We start from the raw sequence: 17,624 nt of genomic DNA, 5'->3' as shown, positions 1-17,624 counted from the left end.
CGTGAGACATGTCATCGCCCTGGACGTGGGCGGCACCGGAATGAAGGCCGCGCTGGTCGGCCCGGACGGCGAGCTGCTCCACCGGGACCGCCGGGCGACCGGCCGGGACCGCGGCCCCGACGCCGTGGTCACCGCCATCCTCGACTTCGCCGCCGAGCTGAAGGCCTACGGCGAGCAGCACCTCGGCGAGCCGGCGTCCGCGGCCGGCCTCGCGGTCCCCGGCATCGTGGACGAGCAGGCCGGCCTCGCGGTCTACGCGGCCAACCTGGGCTGGCGCGACGTCCCGCTGCGCGGCCTCCTCGCCGACCGCCTCGGCATCCCGGTCGCCCTCGGCCACGACGTCCGCACCGGCGGCCTGGCCGAGGGCAGGCTCGGCGCGGGCCGGGGCGCGGACCGCTTCTTCTTCGTGGCCCTCGGCACCGGGATCGCCGGCGGCTTCGGCCTGGACGGCCGGGTGGAGCCGGGCGCGCACGGCTTCGCCGGCGAGATCGGCCATGTCGTGGTCCGGCCGCAGGGTGCCCCCTGCCCGTGCGGGCAGCGCGGCTGCCTGGAGCGGTACGCGTCGGCGGCCGCGGTGAGCGAGGCGTGGGCGAAGGCGGTCGGCGACCCGGACGCGGACGCGGCGGACTGCGCGAAGGCGGTCACGTCCGGCGACCCGAACGCCGTCCGGGTGTGGGGCGACGCGGTGGCCGCCCTGGCCGACGGCCTGGTCACGGCCCTCACCCTGCTCGACCCCCGGGTCCTCATCATCGGCGGCGGCCTTGCGGAGGCGGGGGATGTCCTCTTCGAGCCCCTGCGGGAGGCGGTGCAGCGCCGGGTGACGTTCCAGAAACTGCCGACGATCGTCCCGGCCGAGCTGGGAGACACGGCCGGGTGTCTGGGCGCGGGCCTGCTCGCCCAGGACCTACTAACGACGACCACTCCGGAGGTAACCCCCTGATGGCTGCGACCGAGCCGCACTACAACGCCCCTTCAGGGGCGCGGGGCAGTGCTCAATCTGCGGCTGCCGCCGCGTGGGCGCGAGCAACCACCACGCACCCGCAGCCGGGGTCGAACGGTCTGGTCCTCGACGGTGCCCGGACAGTCCTCCCGACCGGAGTGGTCGACAGGGGACGCCTGGTCGTCGACGGCACGAAAATCGCCGCCGACGCCCCCGAGAACGCCCAGGTCATCGACCTCACCGGCCACTGGCTCCTGCCAGGATTCGTCGACCTCCACAACCACGGCGGCGGCGGCGCCTCCTTCAGCTCCGGCACCGCCGAACAGGTCCTCACCGGCGTCCACACCCACCGCACCCACGGCACGACCACCCTGGTCGTCTCCACCGTCACCGACGACATGGACGTCCTCGCCCGCCAGGCCGGTCTCCTCTCCGAGCTCGCCGAGCAGGGCGAGATCGCCGGCATCCACTTCGAGGGCCCCTTCATCTCCCCGTGCCGCAAGGGCGCCCACTCCGAGGCGCTGCTGCGGCACCCGGACCCGGCGGAGGTCCGCAAGCTGGTGGACGCGGCGCGCGGGCACGCGAAGATGGTCACGCTCGCCACCGAACTCCCCGGCGGCATCGAGTCGGTACGGCTGCTCGCGGAGCACGGCGTGATCGCCGCCGTCGGCCACACGGACGCGACGTACGAGCAGACGCTGGAGGCGATCGACGCGGGCGCCACGGTCGCCACCCACCTGTACAACGCGATGCCGCAGATCGGCCACCGCGCGCCCGGCCCGATCGCCGCCCTCCTGGAGGACGAGCGGGTGACGGTGGAACTGATCAACGACGGCACCCACCTGCACCCCGCCGCACTCCAGCTGGCCTTCCACCACGCGGGTCCGGACCGGGTCGCCTTCATCACGGACGCGATGGACGCGGCCGGCTTCGGCGACGGCCGCTACCAGCTGGGCCCACTGGAGGTGGAGGTCACCGACGGAGTCGCCCGGCTCGCGGACAGCGGCGCCATCGCCGGCTCCACGCTGACGCTGGACCGCGCGCTGCGGCGGGCGGTCACCGTCGACCGGCTCCCCGTCGAGCACGCCGTCGCCGCCCTGTCCGCCAACCCTGCCCGGCTGCTGGGCCTCTACGACCGGGTCGGCTCCCTGGAGCCCGGCAAGGACGCCGACCTGCTCGTCCTGGACGCGGACTTCACGCTGAAGGGCGTGATGAGGAAGGGCGAGTGGGTGATCACACCCGAACTGTCCTGATCCCTCCCCCTGTTGAGAGACGGCGACCCTAGGCCGGTCGCCGTCTCTTTGGCATGATCGAGGCCCCCCAACCGACGGCACGGGCATGTGCGAGGGAGGTCGCCCGGTGATCCTCACCGTCACGCTGAACACCGCTCTGGACATCACCTACCGGGTCGGCGCCCTGCGCCCGCACGCCTCGCACCGCGTCTCCGCCGTGACGGAACGGCCGGGCGGCAAAGGGGTCAACGTGGCCCGGGTGCTGGCCGCACTCGGCCACGGGACGACGGTGACCGGGTTCGCGGGCGGCGCCACGGGCCGGGCGGTACGGCAGCTCCTCGCGGACACCCCGGGCGTACGGGACGCACTGCTCCCGGTCACCGGGCCGACCCGCCGCACCATCGCGGTCGTGGACGAACTGACGGGCGACACGACCCAGTTGAACGAGCCCGGCCCGCAGATAGCGCCCGCCGAGTGGGGCACCTTCCTCGACCACTACGAGGAACTGCTCACCGGCGCCTCGGCGGTGGCGCTGTGCGGCAGCCTGCCGCCCGGGGTTCCGGTGGGGGCGTACGCGGGCCTGATAAAGGCTGCCCGGTCCGCCGGGGTCCCGGTCCTCCTCGACACCAGCGGGGAGCCACTGCGACGCGGGGTCGCGGCCCGCCCCGACCTGGTCAAGCCGAACGCCGACGAACTGGCCGAACTCACCGGCTCCCACGACCCGGCCCGCGCCACCCAGGACGCCCGCCGCCGCGGCGCCCGCACGGTGGTCGCCTCCCTGGGCGCCCAGGGCCTGCTGGCCCTCACCCCGGAGGGCCGCTGGCGCGCCACCCCACCTGCCCGGGAACGCGGCAACCCGACGGGAGCGGGTGACTCGGCGGTGGCCGGCCTGCTGGCGGGCCTCGTCGAACAACTCCCCTGGCCGGACCGTCTGGCCCACGCGGTGGCCCTGTCGGCGGCAACAGTACGGGCCCCGGCGGCGGGCGAGTTCGACCGGGCGGCCTACGAGAGGCTGCTCGACGAAGTCACAGTGGCCGACGAGATCAGCAGGGCCTAAAACCAACCAACTTTGGCTGACATCCGTCGACGCGCATCATTTTTAAGAACATACGATCACCAGCGACCAAAGATCCATCTCTCACTGGGGGGACACATGCGCAAATCGTCGACCATCAAGCGACTTGCTGCTCTCGGTATGGTCTCAATGGGACTCGTCGTCTCCTTGAGTTCCACCGCATCGGCCGATCAAGCCGGCGTCTGGATGTCGGATGGTCACTACTTCAACATCAGAAGCACCGCCAGCACCTCGTCGACCGTGGTCCACACGATTACCGATCCTGCCGCCAGAGTTCCTTGCACCACGACCCCATGCACTCGAGACAACAACGGCGGCTCGTACACCTGCTGGAGCGGAGGCCCGTCCGGCAACGACTGGGTCAAGGTGAAGTGGGACGGAAAGACGGGTTGGGTAGCCGTCCTCTGTGTCGAAGGCGGACGTATCTGAGCAACTGCGTTGACCGCCTAGCACTGTCCGACGGTCGTCGGAAGGTCATGCCTCCGACGACCGTCGAAATTAGCGGCCCGCATCGAGTGATCTGACGGCGCCGACAGCACACAAAGTCAGTCGCTACTTGGTCAGGTAGAGCTGGTCCAGTACGGCGTTGCACTGGTTGCCGTCGTTGCAGGCGACCGCGATGGTGTTGCTGCCCTGGCTCAGGCTGACGTTGGCCCAAGTTGTCTTCCAGCCCTTCTCCCAGTCGCCTGCGGGAGTGTTACCGAAGTTCTTCATGTTCAGCGGCTGGGAATTGGCCTCGCCGTTGACCACCAAAGTGGCGTTGGCGTCCGCGCCGGGAACTCCATAGCGCACGTACAACCGGTAGGTGCCAGACTTCTGAATGCCGCTGACGGTCCAGGTGACCTTGGCACCGACCTGGTTGAAGCCTGTCACGTAGATGCCACCGTCGGCCTTGGCACCCTTGAACTCGGACGCTGTGGTGGTCCCCCCCTCCAGCCGCAGCGCCTTCGCATCGATCTTCGGCAGATCCCCCGTGGCCGACACCGAGCTGGTGCTGGACGGGCTCGGCGACGCGCTCGCGGACTGGCTCGGGGTGGTGGAGGCGTCGCCGCTTGCCTTGTTGTCGTCGCCGTTGCCGTTCATCATCGCGACGCTGATGCCGATGACGACGGCGGCGACGACCGCGACGGCGCCGATGAGGAGGCCCTTGGTGTTGGGGCCCCGGCCGCGGCCCGCGGGCGGCATCGGGGTGCGGGTGGTCGGGGCGCCGCCCGGGAAGGTCTCCGGGGCCTGGTAGGCCGCGTTCGGTGGCTGGCCGTAGCCGCCCGGCTGCTGGGGGATGGTCTGGCCGCCGTACTGCTGCTGCGGTGCCTGCTGCTGGCCGCCGTACGTACGCTCGCCGACCGAGCGCACCCTGCTGACCTGATGCGGGTAGCCGTAGCCACCGCCGCCGGACGGCGGCTGGGCCCCTCTGGCCTGACCATCGGCGTACAGGTAGCCGAACGGGTCGTCGTCCTCGGGCGTGCTCGCGCCGTTGTCGCCGGGCGTCATCCCTTGGTACTCCTCAACAGGTGCGGGCGGATGCGGTACAGGTATTGAGAGTCGAGCCTACCCGGTCTGGCTGAGCCAAACGGGTGACTCGGATCGCATCAGCGCGACGACCTGCGGATCATCCGGCACGGCGATGTGCTTTGGGACGAGATCGTTTCTCTACGTACATCCGCTCGTCGGCGGATTTCAGGACCTCGTCCGCCGTCATGCCGCAGTGCGCCCATCCGATGCCGAAACTGGCGCCCACCCGGACCGCCCGGCCCTCGGCGCGGATCGGCTGGATGATCTCGTTGCGCAGGCGTACGGCGAGGTCCTGGGCGTCGGCCTTGCCGAGGCCGTCGGCGAGGATCACGAACTCGTCGCCGCCGAGGCGGGCCACGGTGTCGCCGTCCCGGACGCCCCGGGTGAGCCTGCGGGCGACCTCGATGAGGACGGCGTCGCCCGCGTTGTGGCCGAACCGGTCGTTGATCGACTTGAAGCCGTCGAGGTCGCAGAAGAGCACCGCGAGCCCCTTGGCGCCGTCGTCGCGGCCTTCCTCGGGGGCGACGGTGTGCACGTGGTGGTCGTAGCCGTCGTACGACGCCGAGCCGGTCGCTCCGCCCACCGAGCCGGCGAAGTCGAAGCCGTGGCCGTTGGCGTCGTAGGCGGGGTGGCCGTAGGCCGCGTCCAGGGACTCCAGCTCCCCGGCGTGTCCGGCGCGCCGGCAGAGCCGGGAGGAGAGCCGGGAGCGCAGCTCCGCGGAGTTCGGGAGGCCGGTGAGGGAGTCGTGGGAGGCGCGGTGGGCGAGCTGGAGCTCGCGGCGCTTGCGTTCCTCTATGTCCTCGACGTGGGTGAGGAGGAAGCGGGGCCCGTCGGCGGCGTCGGCGACGACGGAGTTGCGGAGCGAGACCCAGACGTAGGTGCCGTCGCGGCGGCCGAGGCGGAGCTCGGCGCGGCCGCCCTCGGCGGAGGTGCGGAGCAGGGTGCCGATGTCCTCGGGGTGGACCAGGTCGGAGAAGGAGTAGCGGCGCATCGCGGAGGCGGGGCGGCCCAGGAGGCGGCACAGGGCGTCGTTGCTGCGCAGTATTCGGCCGTGCTGGTCGCCGCCCATCTCGGCTATCGCCATGCCGGAGGGGGCGTACTCGAAGGCCTGCCGGAAGGACTCCTCGCTGGCCCGCAGCGCCTGCTGCTCGCGCTCCAGGCGGACCAGGGCGCGCTGCATGTTGGCGCGCAGCCGGGCGTTGCTGATCGCGATCGCGGCCTGGAAGGCGTACATCTGCAGGGCCTCGCGGCCCCAGGCGCCCGGGTGGCGGCCGTTGCGCGGGCGGTCGACGGAGATCACCCCGAGCAGTTCGCCGCAGGAGCTGCCCGATATCCCGGGCGTGTACATCGGGGCGAAGAGCCGGTCTGAGGGGTGCCACTCGTCCTCGAAGCGCGGCGCGGGGCCGTCGGTGTACCACTGCGGGACGTCGTCGTCGTCGAGGACCCAGCCCTCGGTGTGCGGTATGAAGACGAGGTCGCCCCACTTCTCGCCCATGTTCAGCCGCCGCTCCCAGGACTCGCGGGAGCCGACCCGGCCGGTGATCAGGGCCTCGGCGGCGGAGTTCCCGGCGAAGGCGGCGACCACGAGATCGCCCTCGGCGGGGCGTACGAGGTTGATGCACGCCATCTCGTAGTTGAGGGCGGTGATCACGCCGTCGGCGACGGTCTGCAGTGTGTCCGCCAGGCTGCGGGCCGTGTTCATGTCGGCCATGACCTGGTGCAGCTGTCGCAGGGACGCAAGACGGACGTAGGGCTCCGACTCGGTCTCCATGCTCGCCCTCCCCCCGAGACCTCGCAGTGAATCAAGGGTCTGCTTCGGCGCTACTTTTCCCCGCCACTGAATCACAGCGCGCTGCCCACTCGGTACACAGGGTCAACAATTAACGTCCCTTGTGACTCAAGTCACAGGAGAACATGAACAATTGCGTGGAGTTTCCGCGTTTTCCCTGTGTGTTTACTGAACACAGCCTTTGCGGGTGTGCGCACATGATGCACGTTACGGCCTTTCCCCGCACCGCACCCCGCCCTTGGTCCTAGGACCCGGCTCGGGCCGATGGCCGATGTGGCCGCGCCGGGGTCGACACTAGCGTTTCCGGCGTGCTGAAGACTCCCTCCCCCGCCGCCGCAGAAGCCACCGGGCATGCTGTGGGGGTGAGCAACGAAGCGTTCAAGGCCGCCCTGTCCCGGCTGGCCGCCGGCGTGGTCCTGGTGACCGCGCGGGAGCCGTCACTGGACCCGGACGACCCGCTGGCGCCGACCGGCGAGGACGTCGGCATGACCGCCACCGCGTTCATGTCGGTGTCCCTGGACCCGCCATTGGTGCTGGTCAGCCTGCGTGAGGGCTCCCGGATGGACGACCTCCTCGACGAGCAGCCGCGCTGGGCGGTCTCCGTGCTCACCGAGAGCCAGCGGCACATCGCCGGCCGCTTCGCGATGAAGGGCCGCATCAGCGACCGCCTGCTCTTCGAGGACATCCCGTACGTCCGCGGCGAGGCCAGCGGCGCCCCGCTGGTCGGCGGCGCCCTCGCGACCCTGGAGTGCCGCACCGAACAGCGCGTCGCGGCAGGCGACCACACCCTCGTCATCGGCCGCGTCCTCGCCGCCGAACTGCCGAGTGCGGAAGGCGGACCGCTGATGTATTTCCGGGGGCGCTACCGGCAGCTGGAATGAAACCGCACGGTCTGTTTCCGTAAATTCGGTGAGCGGTTACTGAACGCCCCTTCTAGAGTGCGCGGATGTCCTCCGCGCTCCGCCTCGAAGAAGTGACGCCCGCAAATCTGACGGCGGCACTCCGCATTCACGTCCGGCCCGACCAGGAACAGAACGTGACGCCGGTCGCCGAATCCCTCGCCGAGGCGTACGTCCATCCCGCGGGGGTCGCCTGGCCGCGCCTGATCGTCGACGGAGACCGCACGGTCGGCTTCCTGATGGCCTTCCTCGACATCGACTGGCGCACCGACGGCACCCTCTTCCGCTCCGGCCTGTGGCGCCTCAACATCGACGCGGCGGAACAGGGCAGGGGTTACGGCCGGTTCGCGGTCGAGGCGGTGGCCGCGGAGATCCACCGCCGGGGCGGCAAGGAGATGTACGTCACCTGGCACGCCGGTCCGGACGGCCCCGAGGAGTTCTACCTGCGGCTGGGCTTCCGGAAGACCGGCGAGGTCAGCGGGGACCAGCCGGTGGGAGTACTGCCCCTCTGACCCCCGCCGCTAGGACCAGTCGCGGCCGGTCCGCCCCCGCTTGGTCTCCGAGCGCTGCTTCTTCTCCCGCAGCCGGCGTTCGTTGATCCCGCGCGGAATCCGGGTCGGCCGGCGCGGCTTGGGCGGCGGCGCGGTGGCCTCCGCGAGGAGCGCGGCGAGGCGTACGGCGGCGGTCTCGCGGTTGCGCCACTGCGAACGGTGCTCGGACGCCCGCACGACGATCACCCCGTCGACGAGCCGCCCCGCCAGCCGCTCCAGCGCCCGCTGCTTCCAGACCGGCGGCAGCGCCTCGGTGTTCGCGAGGTCGAAGCGGAGCTCCACCTGCGAGTCGCTGGTGTTGACGTGCTGGCCGCCCGGCCCGGAGGACCGCGAGAAACGCCAGTTGAGCTCGGCCTCGGGGAGCGAGACGGAGCCGCGGATGACGTAAGGACCGGACATGTCCCTATGGTCGCGCGTCTGACCGGCGCACGTCACGTGAATATCCCCCATCACCCGTTCGGTAAAGAACGTAAAGCCAGATGGAACCTTCGGTACCCCTCGTGGCGTTCATACGGGTAGCTGTAGCTTCAAGCCCGTACGCCGCACGGCCGTACGCGAAACGAGGGAAAGGACTCCCGACCATGGCTGTAAGCCTCTCCAAGGGTGGCAACGTCTCGCTCACCAAGGAGGCTCCGGGCCTGACCGCCGTCACTGTGGGCCTCGGCTGGGACGTCCGCACCACCACCGGCACGGACTTCGACCTGGACGCGTCGGCCATCGCGGTCAACACGCAGGGCAAGGTCTACTCCGACGCCCACTTCGTCTTCTTCAACAACAAGCAGACGCCGGACCAGACCATCGTCCACACGGGCGACAACCGCACCGGCGAGGGCGCGGGCGACGACGAGGCGATCAACGTCAACCTGGCGGGCCTCCCCGCCGACATCGACAAGATCGTCTTCCCGGTCTCGATCTACGACGCGGAGACCCGCTCGCAGAACTTCGGCCAGGTCCGCAACGCCTACATCCGCATCGTCAACCAGGCCGGCGGCGCCGAGATCGCCCGCTACGACCTCTCCGAGGACGCGGCGACGGAGACGGCCATGGTCTTCGGCGAGCTCTACCGCAACGGCGCGGAGTGGAAGTTCCGCGCGGTCGGCCAGGGCTACGCGTCCGGCCTGGTGGGCATCGCCCAGGACTTCGGCGTCAACGTCTGACCGACGCTGCGCTGTGCGGGAGCCTCCGGCGCAACGCCGGGGGCTCCCGCCGTCCGCTCAGCCCGCCGACACGTAGGGCAGGAAGGCCGCCCAGGCGGAGGGGGCGAGGGCGAGTCCGCCCCCGCACCGGCACCGGCGCCGTCCTCACCGACATCCATCCCACCCCCGACGGACCGCGCTACGCGACCCGCAAGGACTTCGTCTACGGCGAGGACGTGGCCATCGGGGAGTGGACGATCGCGACGGACGGCCTGCCCCGCTACCCGCCTGCGGGTGAGTAGCGGCGGATAGGTTGCCCGCATGATCCTCGCCCCCGTCCCCCTCACCCCCGACCACGACATCCCGGCGCCGGTCCTCACCGAGCTCACCGCCCTGTACGCGTCCCACCGGGAGTTCCACGCCCTCAGCGGTGACTTCCCGGACCCGGACGACATCCGGCCCGAGCAGGTGGCCGCCGCGCTGGCCGGCGAGCTGGCGAACCCGGACGCGGAGGTGCTGCTCGCGCGGTCCGAGGGGCGGCTGGTCGGGGTCGTCGTCACGCTGGCCCGGCACCCCGACCCGGCCGACCCGGATCCGTGGATCGGGCTGCTGATGGTGGACGCCGGGGCCCAGGGGAAGGGGTATGGGCGGCGGATCGCGGAAGGCGTCGAGGAACGGTTCCGGGCGGCGGGCCGGGACGCCGTGCGCCTCGCCGTACTGGAGAACAACCCGAAGGGGCTCGCCTTCTGGACCGCCCTCGGGTACGAGGTGATCGGCCACCGTCCGGACCGGGAACAGGGCCGACCGTGCGCGGTACTGCGCAAGGGACTGGGCAAGGGACTGGGCAAGGGCGCGTAGGCAGTACGCCGAACTGCCCCCCAGGGGCGCTGGGGGTACCCCCGGCCGAAGGCTGGGGGAGGAACTGCGCGACCAGCCCCCGCCGGGCCGCACTCCGCAACCGGCCGTCGGACCAACGGCGCGCACCGGCAGCCCGGCACCGCCGAGCCGCACCACCGCGGCGGAAAGAAGGGGCGCGGCGTCGTGACACCATCGGCACGTGCTCGACATCGGCTACGCCCTCTCCAACCGCTTCCCGGACCCGCCCCAGACGGACTACCGGCGCGTGGACGTCCACGCGCTCCGTCACGACCTGTTCTGCGGGGACGTCTACCTCGCGGACACCAAGGCGGACCGGGAACTGTCCACAGCCTGGGGATGGGTGCCGGTGCTGGACTTCGCGTGGGCGCTGTGCGACATCGTGGAGCGCATCGACCGGGACCCGGCGGGGTCCCGGGCCGCCCGGCCCCAGCACGCGGAGCTCGACTTCACCGAGTCCACCGACCGCATGCTCTTCGAGCGCCGCTTCGGCTGGGTGGACATCGAGGCGGACTGGATGCCGGCCGAGGAGCCGCCCCTCACCTTCTCCCACAGCGAACTGCGCCGGGAGGCACGGGACTTCCTGCACGACCTGATCGCCGACCTCACCGACCTGCACGAGGACCTGGCGGACAACCCGGCGATCTGGACGCTCCAGGCCCGTTTCCCGAGGGTGTCGTAGCCGTCCCGGTCGGCTGAACGACCGTACGGTGTACAGAGGTTGACCACCTGTCGAGGCGGAAATGACAAGTGGCACGGAAGGCGTTCCCGCCGCCCCGGCCGCGCCTACGTTGACTCCGTGCGGACGCAGCAAAAGGCAGGCGACAGCGGAAAGGACGCCTCTTCCGAGGCCTCCCGGGCACCGGCCACCGCCGCGCCCGTCGACTCCCCCGTGCCGGTCGGGCCCACGGAACGCACGATGCGCGTGCTCCAGGGGAAGGCGGGGAACACGGCCGCCACGCTGGCGCTGCAGGACGCGAAGGGCAAGGGCGTCGCACGGCCCCCCGCGGTACGCAGCCGGCCGGTGGCTCCCATCGCCCCCGTCGAGGAGGAACGCACCGAGCCCGGCCTCGTACTGCCCCCGTACCTGATGGACTTCCAGGCCGCCGGGCTCTCCACGGCGTACGGACTGACCGGGCACGAGTTCGTCCGGAACGCGGTGGCCGCCGTCGTCGGGCACGGTGACGGCACGGTCGCCGAGATCGGTGCCGAGCTCGCCGGCCGCCCCGAGTCGTTCTACGGGCAGGGCCGCGCCTTCGCCGTCAAGGGCAGGACCGGCAAGGAGTGGTACGACGTCACCGTCACCGTCTCCCGCGCCCCCGACGACCGGCCGCCCGTCTTCCACCCCAAGGACCTGCTCGCGAACACCGTGCCGGACCCGGACGGGGCGCCGCTCGCCGCGGTGGACGAGGCCGAGGGCAAGGACACCAAGGTCGACGTCCAGCACAACACCGCCACCACCGTCGCGACCACCGCGAGCGGCAGCTCCAGCAAGGGCGCCGGCGGCATGGCCTTCGGGCTCGCGCCCGTCGTGCCGGGGCTCTGGCTGGGCGGCGCCGGCCTGGTCAACGCGCAGCCCTGGCAGTCCTCGCGGGAGTCCCGCAGCCAGCGCAACGTGGCCGAACCCCGGGTGCTGCGCAGCGAGAAGGGCTCCGTCGAGGCACCGCGCAAGGTGCGCTACGGCGTCCGGATCAAGAAGCAGGGCACCCAGCACGCGCAGACCTTCCACGGCTCGGGCGCCCTCACCCAGCGCGTGCCCACCGAACACCTGGTCCCGGCCGGTACCGAGGCCCCCGCCGCCCCGCAGGCCGTCGAGGCGGACACCGCCCGGCGCGTCTCGCTCGCCGACTCCATGGCCCCGGTCGCCGTCACCGACACCGCCGCCCCGCACCAGGGCGGCGGCGGGCTCTTCGACACGGTCGCCACCGTCCTGCACCCCTCGCTCACCGCCCCCGGCGCCCCCGGCCGCGCCCGCCTCTACGAGGCCACCTCCACGGCGACCGTCCTGGAGGACATGCCCCGGCTGCTGCGCGACGGCGTCACCGGCGAGGACCTCGCCTCCAAGGACGGCAGCAGCGTCGGCAGCTACCGCCTGCACGCCGAGATCACCGGCATGTCCCCCGCCTGGGGCACCGGCGGGACCCAGCTGCGCACCCACCAGCAGACCCAGCACACGGTCACCGAGAGCGCGGGCAAGGGGCGCGCCCTCACCGGCGGCCTGGGCCCCGCCATCGGCGTCGGCGCGCTCGGCAACGCCGCCGTCCTGCGGGGTACGGCCATGCCGGTCGCGGGAGCCCGCAAGGCGCGGTTCACGGTGGCCGAGCAGACCGTCTCCAGCCGCCAGGGCGCGGAGGTGCGCGGCGACAAGGTGCTCTACCTGGCGACCGTCCGGTTCACCGCGGAGGGCACCGGGCCGCGCTCGGCCGAGATGGTCCTGCGCCCCGGGAGGCGGGTCGCCCAGCACTCGATGCGGGTGTGGATGAGCCTGCGGGCCGACGAGGCGCGGTCGCTCGGGCTGCCGCTGCCGCCCGGCACCGAGGCCGAGGAGGACAAGAAAGACAAGAAAGAAAAGAAGGACAAGGGGTTCATCGAGAAGCCGAAGCGGACCGACGAGAACGGCAACGAGGTCGACGTCGAACGGCACCTCCCGTTCGGCGCCATGGGCTCCAGCGTCACCCTCAGCCAGCTCGACACCCGCCCCATGGTGCGGGCCGTGCAGCAGCTGTTCGCGACCGACCCCCGGCTGGCCGGCTACCTGCCCTCCTTCGGCACCGACGCGCGCCCCACGCCGTCGTCCAGGGAGGAGGCCGCGCTCCAGCGGCGCAACCACCGCGAGCTGATGGCCGCCCTGTCCGAGACCAACCTGCGGGTCAACAAGGACCAGCTGACCACGACCGGCATCCGGGTGCGGCTGCGCCGCAAGACCACCCTGCACTCCCACGACGTGCAGCTCCGCGTCCGCGGCCAGCTCCGCGAGACCGGCTACCTCGGCGACACCGACGACTGGCTGGTCCGCAGCCACTCCGGTGTCTCCGGCAACACGCAGAGCGGACGCGGCAGTTCGCGCTCGATCGGCGGCCTGGTGCTCGGGCAGGCCAGGATCGTCCCCGGCATCCTGACCGCCTCGGCCCGCTACGAGAGACACAGCACCGGCACCCGCCGCAACCAGGCCGGCCCCACCACCCGCACCGATGTCCTCACCAACGGCTCCGACAAGGCCAGCACCTTCGGGGCGGCCCTGCGCCTCGACGTCGACGTCACCATGACCTCCCGGCAGCGCAAGCTGGGCCGCGCCCTCATCCCCGGCTCCCCCGGCCAGGACGCGCCCGAGGCAAGGCAGCTGGCGGGACTGAGCCTGGACGAGCAGGACGTACGGCTGGTCACGCCGGCCGAGTTCACCCTCGACGAGGAGGGCAGGCAGCGGCAGGACGCGGTGCGCGACCGGCGCCGGGCACAGGCCCCGCGCCCCGAGCACGCCGTCACCGCCGAGGGCATCGGCGACCTGGCCGGCCTCGTGCCCCGGCCGACGGTCGGGCAGCCGCTGCGCGACTGGCAGCTGGTGGAGACGGTCGGCGACGGCCAGGCCGTCCGGGACCTCGCCTTCCAGCTGCTGTCCAGGGCCGCCGCCCGCAACAAGGGCGTCCGCGAGGACCCCGCGCTGCAGACGGAGGGGCTCGCACCGCGGCTGGCGATCGAGGAGCGGTTCGGGCCGCAGGCCATCACGGCCTCGCTGCGGCAGGCCGCGTCCTCCGGCTGGGTGGTGAAGAACCTGCGCTATCCGCGCCGGCTCGCCGCGCTGAACGGGGCCGTCGGCACCCGGCTCACGCTGGCCAACCCGAAGTTCCTGCACCGGGGCGCGGGCCCCGGCACGGAGACCTTCGTGCTCGGCGGCCACCAGGCGGCCGGCCAGGAGGGGCAGGGCACCACCAGCACGTGGCAGTTCGGCGCCACCGGCTCGGAGAACGAGGCCGAGTGGCGGCTCGGCCAGGGCCTGTCCGGGAACCGCACCGCCGGCCGGGGCGACGCCCGGTCCGCGGCGCTGTCCGGCACGGTCGAGCGCAACGCCCACACCCCGAAGAAGGCGCCGCTCTACCTGGTCCAGTGCGACCTGCTCGTCACCATGGTCGCCGAGGTCAAGGTCACCGGCGGCGGCCCCTACGTGGCGACGGCCGCCCGCACCCTGCCGGCCGAGGCGGCGGTGTGGCTGACGGAGGCGCAGCTGCCGGCGGCGATCCGCAGGCAGCTGAGGCTGGACCCCGAACCGGAGCCGATGACGTCGCCGGGCCGGCGGCGGCCCGCGGAGAACTCCCGGCCCGGCGAGAACTCCCGGCCTGCCGAGGGCTCCCGGGCGGGCGCCGAACGCGAGGGCCGGGAGCAGACGCGCGCCACGGACACCGCCGGGTCCTCGACCTCCGCGCCGCCGCGCACCACGAGCCCGTCCTTCGCCCGCACCCTCCCCCTCGGCTTCGGCATGGTCGAGGACCTGCCGAACTTCGTGCCGCTGCTGGCCCGGCTGCGCACCCGCCTCGCGGAGAACGGTCAGCAGAGCCTCGCCGACGACCTGCTGCCCAGGCAGCAGCTGGCGGACCGCAACGACAACGTGCAGCGGCTGCTGCGCGTCCTGGACCGCGACGGCAGCGCGGGCCTGCTGTCCGGCGCGATGGACGGCGGGGTCACCGTCGAGCTGTTCGACGGCCGCAAGACCCCGTACTGGGCGGTGTTCAAGGTCAACCGGCTCGCCGACGGCACCTACGACGGCGCGGCGGACGACGGCCGGGACATGGAGTACATCACCGCGGCCGTCGCCCAGCAGGCCGCCACCCACGACGAGGGCGTGTCGTACGGCCTGGAGGGGATCTTCGCCGGCTCCGGCAAGCCGGACGGCGGAGCCGGGCAGCTGAAGAGCACCGGCGGTGCGGCGGGCCTCGGCGTCGGCACGGGCGGCTCGCGGCGCTCCGGCACGGCGAGCCGCGGCCAGCTCGGCATGAAGACGGTCGCCGAGGCCAAGACCGCGAAGTCGTCGAAGATGCGGGTACCGGTCGAGGCGACCCTCGAACTGCACCGCGGCGACCGCCGGCTGGCGATGGCCTCGCTGGGCCGCCAGTCGGTGACCCACCGCGTCCTGGACAAGGACCTCGCCGCGCTCGGCCGGCTGACCGCGCCCCGCCGGCCGCCGGTGGCCCCGGCCCCAGGCCCCGGGGGCGGCCGCCCGGCCGCTCTCGGCGGCTGGCGCTCCGGCGGTGTGCGGCTGCCGATGGAGGCGCAGGTGAACGGCTTCCAGGGGGCACCGCAGGTGCGGGAGCTGGTCGGCTCCGCGGTCCGCGAGGCCGGCGGCGGCGACCGCTTCCGGTCCAAGGGCCAGGCCGCCGCGTACACCCTCCAGGAGGCCGTCTCCACCGAGTGGCTGATCGCGGCGCTGCCGCTGCTGACCTCGGCCGGGGCGGAGCTGCCGCCGGTGCACGCCACCGGGGCGGAGGGCCAGGACCTGCGGGCGTCCCTGCACGCGCGGCTGCGGGACGGCCGGGTACTGGGCGTCGGCGACAAGATGACCTTCGAGACGGTGGGGCAGAGCCACCTGGACGCGCCCCGGCCCACCCAGACGGACGGCCTGAGCTCCGCCGACCACGGCCGGTCGGCCCGCGGCCTCGCGGGCGCGGGGCTGCTCAACGCCGACGAGTTCCGGCTCAACCAGATGATGGGCAACGCCGGTGGCGCGGGCGGCGCGGCCGACACGGCGGTGAACGCGTCCGGGTCGATGCCGCTGCACAAGCCCAAGTCCGCCGCGGTCCTCGTGCAGTTCACGCTGGACGTACGGGTGGTGGCGCAGGTGACCAACCGGGTCCGGTCCGGCCGCACCGGCACCGCCGTACGGGAGCTGACCCTGCCCCGGCCGGTGGTGGTCCGTATGCCGGAACCGGCGGTCCGCCGCATGCTCGCCGCGCAGCCGGACCGCCTCCAGGACCCGGACGACCACCTGGGGCTGCGGAAGACGGCGGCGCCGGTTCCTCCGGCGAGCTGAGAGCCGGCGACCTGCGTGTTTCGGCCGGTTCGCGGCCGACGGTCGGTGGGGGCTGGTCGCGCCCACGCGGCGGCAGCCGCACATCGACACGGCCCCGCGCCCCTTGCGGGGCGCTGGCCTACGGGTCGGTCATCCCTCCACCCGGATGCCCAGCTGTGCCGCCAGTACCGGTGCCAGGTCCAGCAGCTGGGACATGCTGATCACCGCCCCGGCCAGCCGCTCCACGCCGGTGGCGATCTCCAGGGACGCGGCGCCCCGCAGATCGACGTCCTTCATCGTCACGCCACGGAAGTCGGCCCCCTTCACCGTGCAGCCGGTGAACTCCACGCGCTCCAGGACGGCGTTGCCGAAGTCCGGTTCCACCAGGACGCAGCCCTCGAAGACCACGTCTCTGAGCTTCGCGGTGCGCAGGTTGAGGTAGTCGATCTTGCCGCCGCGGATCACCACACGCTCCAGGACGGAACCGTGCAGCTGGGTGCCGCCCAGTCGGGCGTCGACCAGCTCGACATCGCGCAGGGTCGCCTCGGCCAGATCGGTGCCGACGCCTCTTATCCCGGTGAGGACCGTGTCCAGCACGCGCGCGTGCCGCAGCCCCGTCTCGTCGAAGGCGCAGTCGGTCAGCGCGCAGTCCATGAAGCGGGCGCCCGCCGCGTCCTGCGCCGCGAAGTCCGCCTCCCGGAACGCCTGCCCGTCGTAGTCCCCGTCCGGCTCCAGCTCGCCCCCGCCCCAGGGCTCCAGCTCGGGCAGCCGCACCTCCGGCCGCCGCGCACCCTTCACCCTGCCTCCGCCGGCCCCACCGGCCGCTGTCCTCGCCATGCCCCCATCTTGCAGGCTGCCACTGACAATGCCCGCGGCCCGCCCCGGAGCTCCCAGGTGATCAGCCCGTCCGGAATGTCAATCACACACCCGGCGTTGCCGTCGTGCATGAATCGCCTCATGGGATTTCTCCGGGGACTCGGCGGCACGGTGTGGGCGTACGTCCGCAGCGCCCCCGGCACGTACGTCTGGCTGGCGATTCTCTTCGTGACGGCGGTGGCGGTGCACCACATGTCACCGGAGTTCGAGCAGCAGTTCCTGCGGCAGCGGTCCACCAACATCCGGGAGCTGTCGGACAACCCGGTACGGGTGCTGGTGGCCAGCGCGATGTGGATCGAGGGCGGGCACTGGGTGCCGTACGCCTTCCTCTACACCGTCTTCCACGCCCCGGCGGAGCGCTGGCTGGGGACGGTCCGCTGGCTCGCGGTGTGCGTGAGCGCGCACGTGCTGGCCACCCTGATCAGCGAGGGCGCGCTGCTGAAGGGCATCCACGACGGCATCGTCCCGCACTCCGCGGTCAACACCCTGGACATCGGGGTGAGCTACGCGCTGGCCGGGGTGATCGCGGTGCTGGCGTACCGGATCGCGACGCCCTGGCGGTATGCGTACCTCGCGGCCGTCCTCCTCGTCTACGGGCTGCCGCTGACCGAGTCGCCCACCTTCACCGACCTGGGGCATTTCGTCGCCGCGCTGATCGGTCTGGGCTGCTACCCGCTGGTCAGAGGGCGCGGAAAAGCATGGAATCCGAAGGAGACACTGGCCGCCCTCAAGGGTTAGCG

General features: G+C 72.3%; 14 protein-coding genes and 1 pseudogene. 11 read left to right on the top strand and 4 right to left on the bottom strand.

What is annotated here, in order from left to right; translation table 11 throughout:
* Position 1: 1 nt before the first annotated feature.
* From ACIQVL_RS26030 to ACIQVL_RS26020, 3 genes are all read left to right on the top strand, one after another.
* A complete protein-coding gene (locus tag ACIQVL_RS26030; RefSeq protein WP_403476472.1) occupies positions 2–940 on the top strand; it encodes an ROK family protein in 939 nt (312 codons plus the stop codon).
* Positions 940–2,193 (top strand): N-acetylglucosamine-6-phosphate deacetylase, encoded by a 1,254-nt coding sequence (nagA, locus tag ACIQVL_RS26025; RefSeq protein WP_403476471.1) that lies wholly within the window; start codon positions 940–942, stop codon positions 2,191–2,193. Before ACIQVL_RS26030 ends, nagA begins: the two co-directional genes overlap by 1 nt.
* A gap of 106 nt (positions 2,194–2,299) precedes the next feature.
* Complete coding sequence (locus ACIQVL_RS26020) at positions 2,300–3,229, top strand: 1-phosphofructokinase family hexose kinase (RefSeq protein ID WP_403476470.1); 930 nt, start codon at positions 2,300–2,302, stop codon at positions 3,227–3,229.
* Positions 3,230–3,799: 570 nt separating this feature from the next.
* Here the strand turns inward: ACIQVL_RS26020 and ACIQVL_RS26015 are convergent.
* Entirely contained in the window at positions 3,800–4,738 is a 939-nt protein-coding gene (locus ACIQVL_RS26015) for a CBM35 domain-containing protein (protein ID WP_403476469.1), read from the bottom strand.
* A 118-nt stretch (positions 4,739–4,856) separates the two neighbouring features.
* Positions 4,857–6,530, bottom strand: coding sequence for a diguanylate cyclase CdgB (gene cdgB / locus ACIQVL_RS26010; RefSeq protein WP_403426640.1), 1,674 nt, complete (start codon positions 6,528–6,530; stop codon positions 4,857–4,859).
* A 326-nt stretch (positions 6,531–6,856) separates the two neighbouring features.
* Here cdgB and ACIQVL_RS26005 point away from each other — a divergent pair, with 326 nt between their 5' ends.
* Positions 6,857–7,429, top strand: coding sequence for a flavin reductase family protein (locus tag ACIQVL_RS26005; protein WP_403426638.1), 573 nt, complete (start codon positions 6,857–6,859; stop codon positions 7,427–7,429).
* Positions 7,430–7,494: 65 nt separating this feature from the next.
* Complete coding sequence (locus ACIQVL_RS26000; protein WP_403426636.1) at positions 7,495–7,959, top strand: GNAT family N-acetyltransferase; 465 nt, start codon at positions 7,495–7,497, stop codon at positions 7,957–7,959.
* A gap of 9 nt (positions 7,960–7,968) precedes the next feature.
* Here ACIQVL_RS26000 and arfB read toward each other — a convergent pair whose 3' ends face one another.
* A complete protein-coding gene (gene arfB, locus ACIQVL_RS25995) occupies positions 7,969–8,397 on the bottom strand; it encodes an alternative ribosome rescue aminoacyl-tRNA hydrolase ArfB (RefSeq protein WP_403476468.1) in 429 nt (142 codons plus the stop codon).
* Between the two features lie 182 nt (positions 8,398–8,579).
* On the opposite strand from arfB, the gene ACIQVL_RS25990 reads away from it, so the two are divergent.
* The 5 genes and pseudogenes from ACIQVL_RS25990 (at position 8,580) to ACIQVL_RS25970 (ending at position 16,029) form a co-directional block, all read left to right on the top strand.
* Complete coding sequence (locus ACIQVL_RS25990) at positions 8,580–9,155, top strand: TerD family protein (RefSeq protein WP_355709085.1); 576 nt, start codon at positions 8,580–8,582, stop codon at positions 9,153–9,155.
* Positions 9,156–9,274: 119 nt separating this feature from the next.
* Positions 9,275–9,436, top strand: a pseudogene (locus tag ACIQVL_RS25985) (Uma2 family endonuclease); the annotation flags it as partial.
* A gap of 19 nt (positions 9,437–9,455) precedes the next feature.
* Positions 9,456–9,992 (top strand): GNAT family N-acetyltransferase, encoded by a 537-nt coding sequence (locus ACIQVL_RS25980; protein WP_403476467.1) that lies wholly within the window; start codon positions 9,456–9,458, stop codon positions 9,990–9,992.
* Positions 9,993–10,191: 199 nt separating this feature from the next.
* Entirely contained in the window at positions 10,192–10,692 is a 501-nt protein-coding gene (locus tag ACIQVL_RS25975) for a hypothetical protein (RefSeq protein ID WP_403426632.1), read from the top strand.
* 117 nt (positions 10,693–10,809) lie between these two features.
* Positions 10,810–16,029 (top strand): hypothetical protein, encoded by a 5,220-nt coding sequence (locus ACIQVL_RS25970; protein WP_403476466.1) that lies wholly within the window; start codon positions 10,810–10,812, stop codon positions 16,027–16,029.
* Between the two features lie 129 nt (positions 16,030–16,158).
* On the opposite strand, the gene ACIQVL_RS25965 is transcribed toward ACIQVL_RS25970, so the two are convergent.
* On the bottom strand, positions 16,159–16,845 hold the full coding sequence (locus ACIQVL_RS25965) for a pentapeptide repeat-containing protein (RefSeq protein WP_403476465.1): 687 nt from the start codon (positions 16,843–16,845) through the stop codon (positions 16,159–16,161).
* A gap of 120 nt (positions 16,846–16,965) precedes the next feature.
* Between ACIQVL_RS25965 and ACIQVL_RS25960 the strand changes: the two genes are divergently transcribed.
* Positions 16,966–17,622, top strand: a complete 657-nt coding sequence (locus tag ACIQVL_RS25960; protein WP_403426627.1) for a rhomboid-like protein — start codon at positions 16,966–16,968, stop codon at positions 17,620–17,622.
* Positions 17,623–17,624 lie beyond the last annotated feature (2 nt).

This window comes from Streptomyces sp. NPDC090499, assembly GCF_044769305.1.
In the GTDB taxonomy this organism is placed as follows: Bacteria; Actinomycetota; Actinomycetes; order Streptomycetales; family Streptomycetaceae; genus Streptomyces.
Note: the sequence above shows the minus strand (reverse complement) of the source record. Positions and strands in the feature narration are given on the sequence as shown.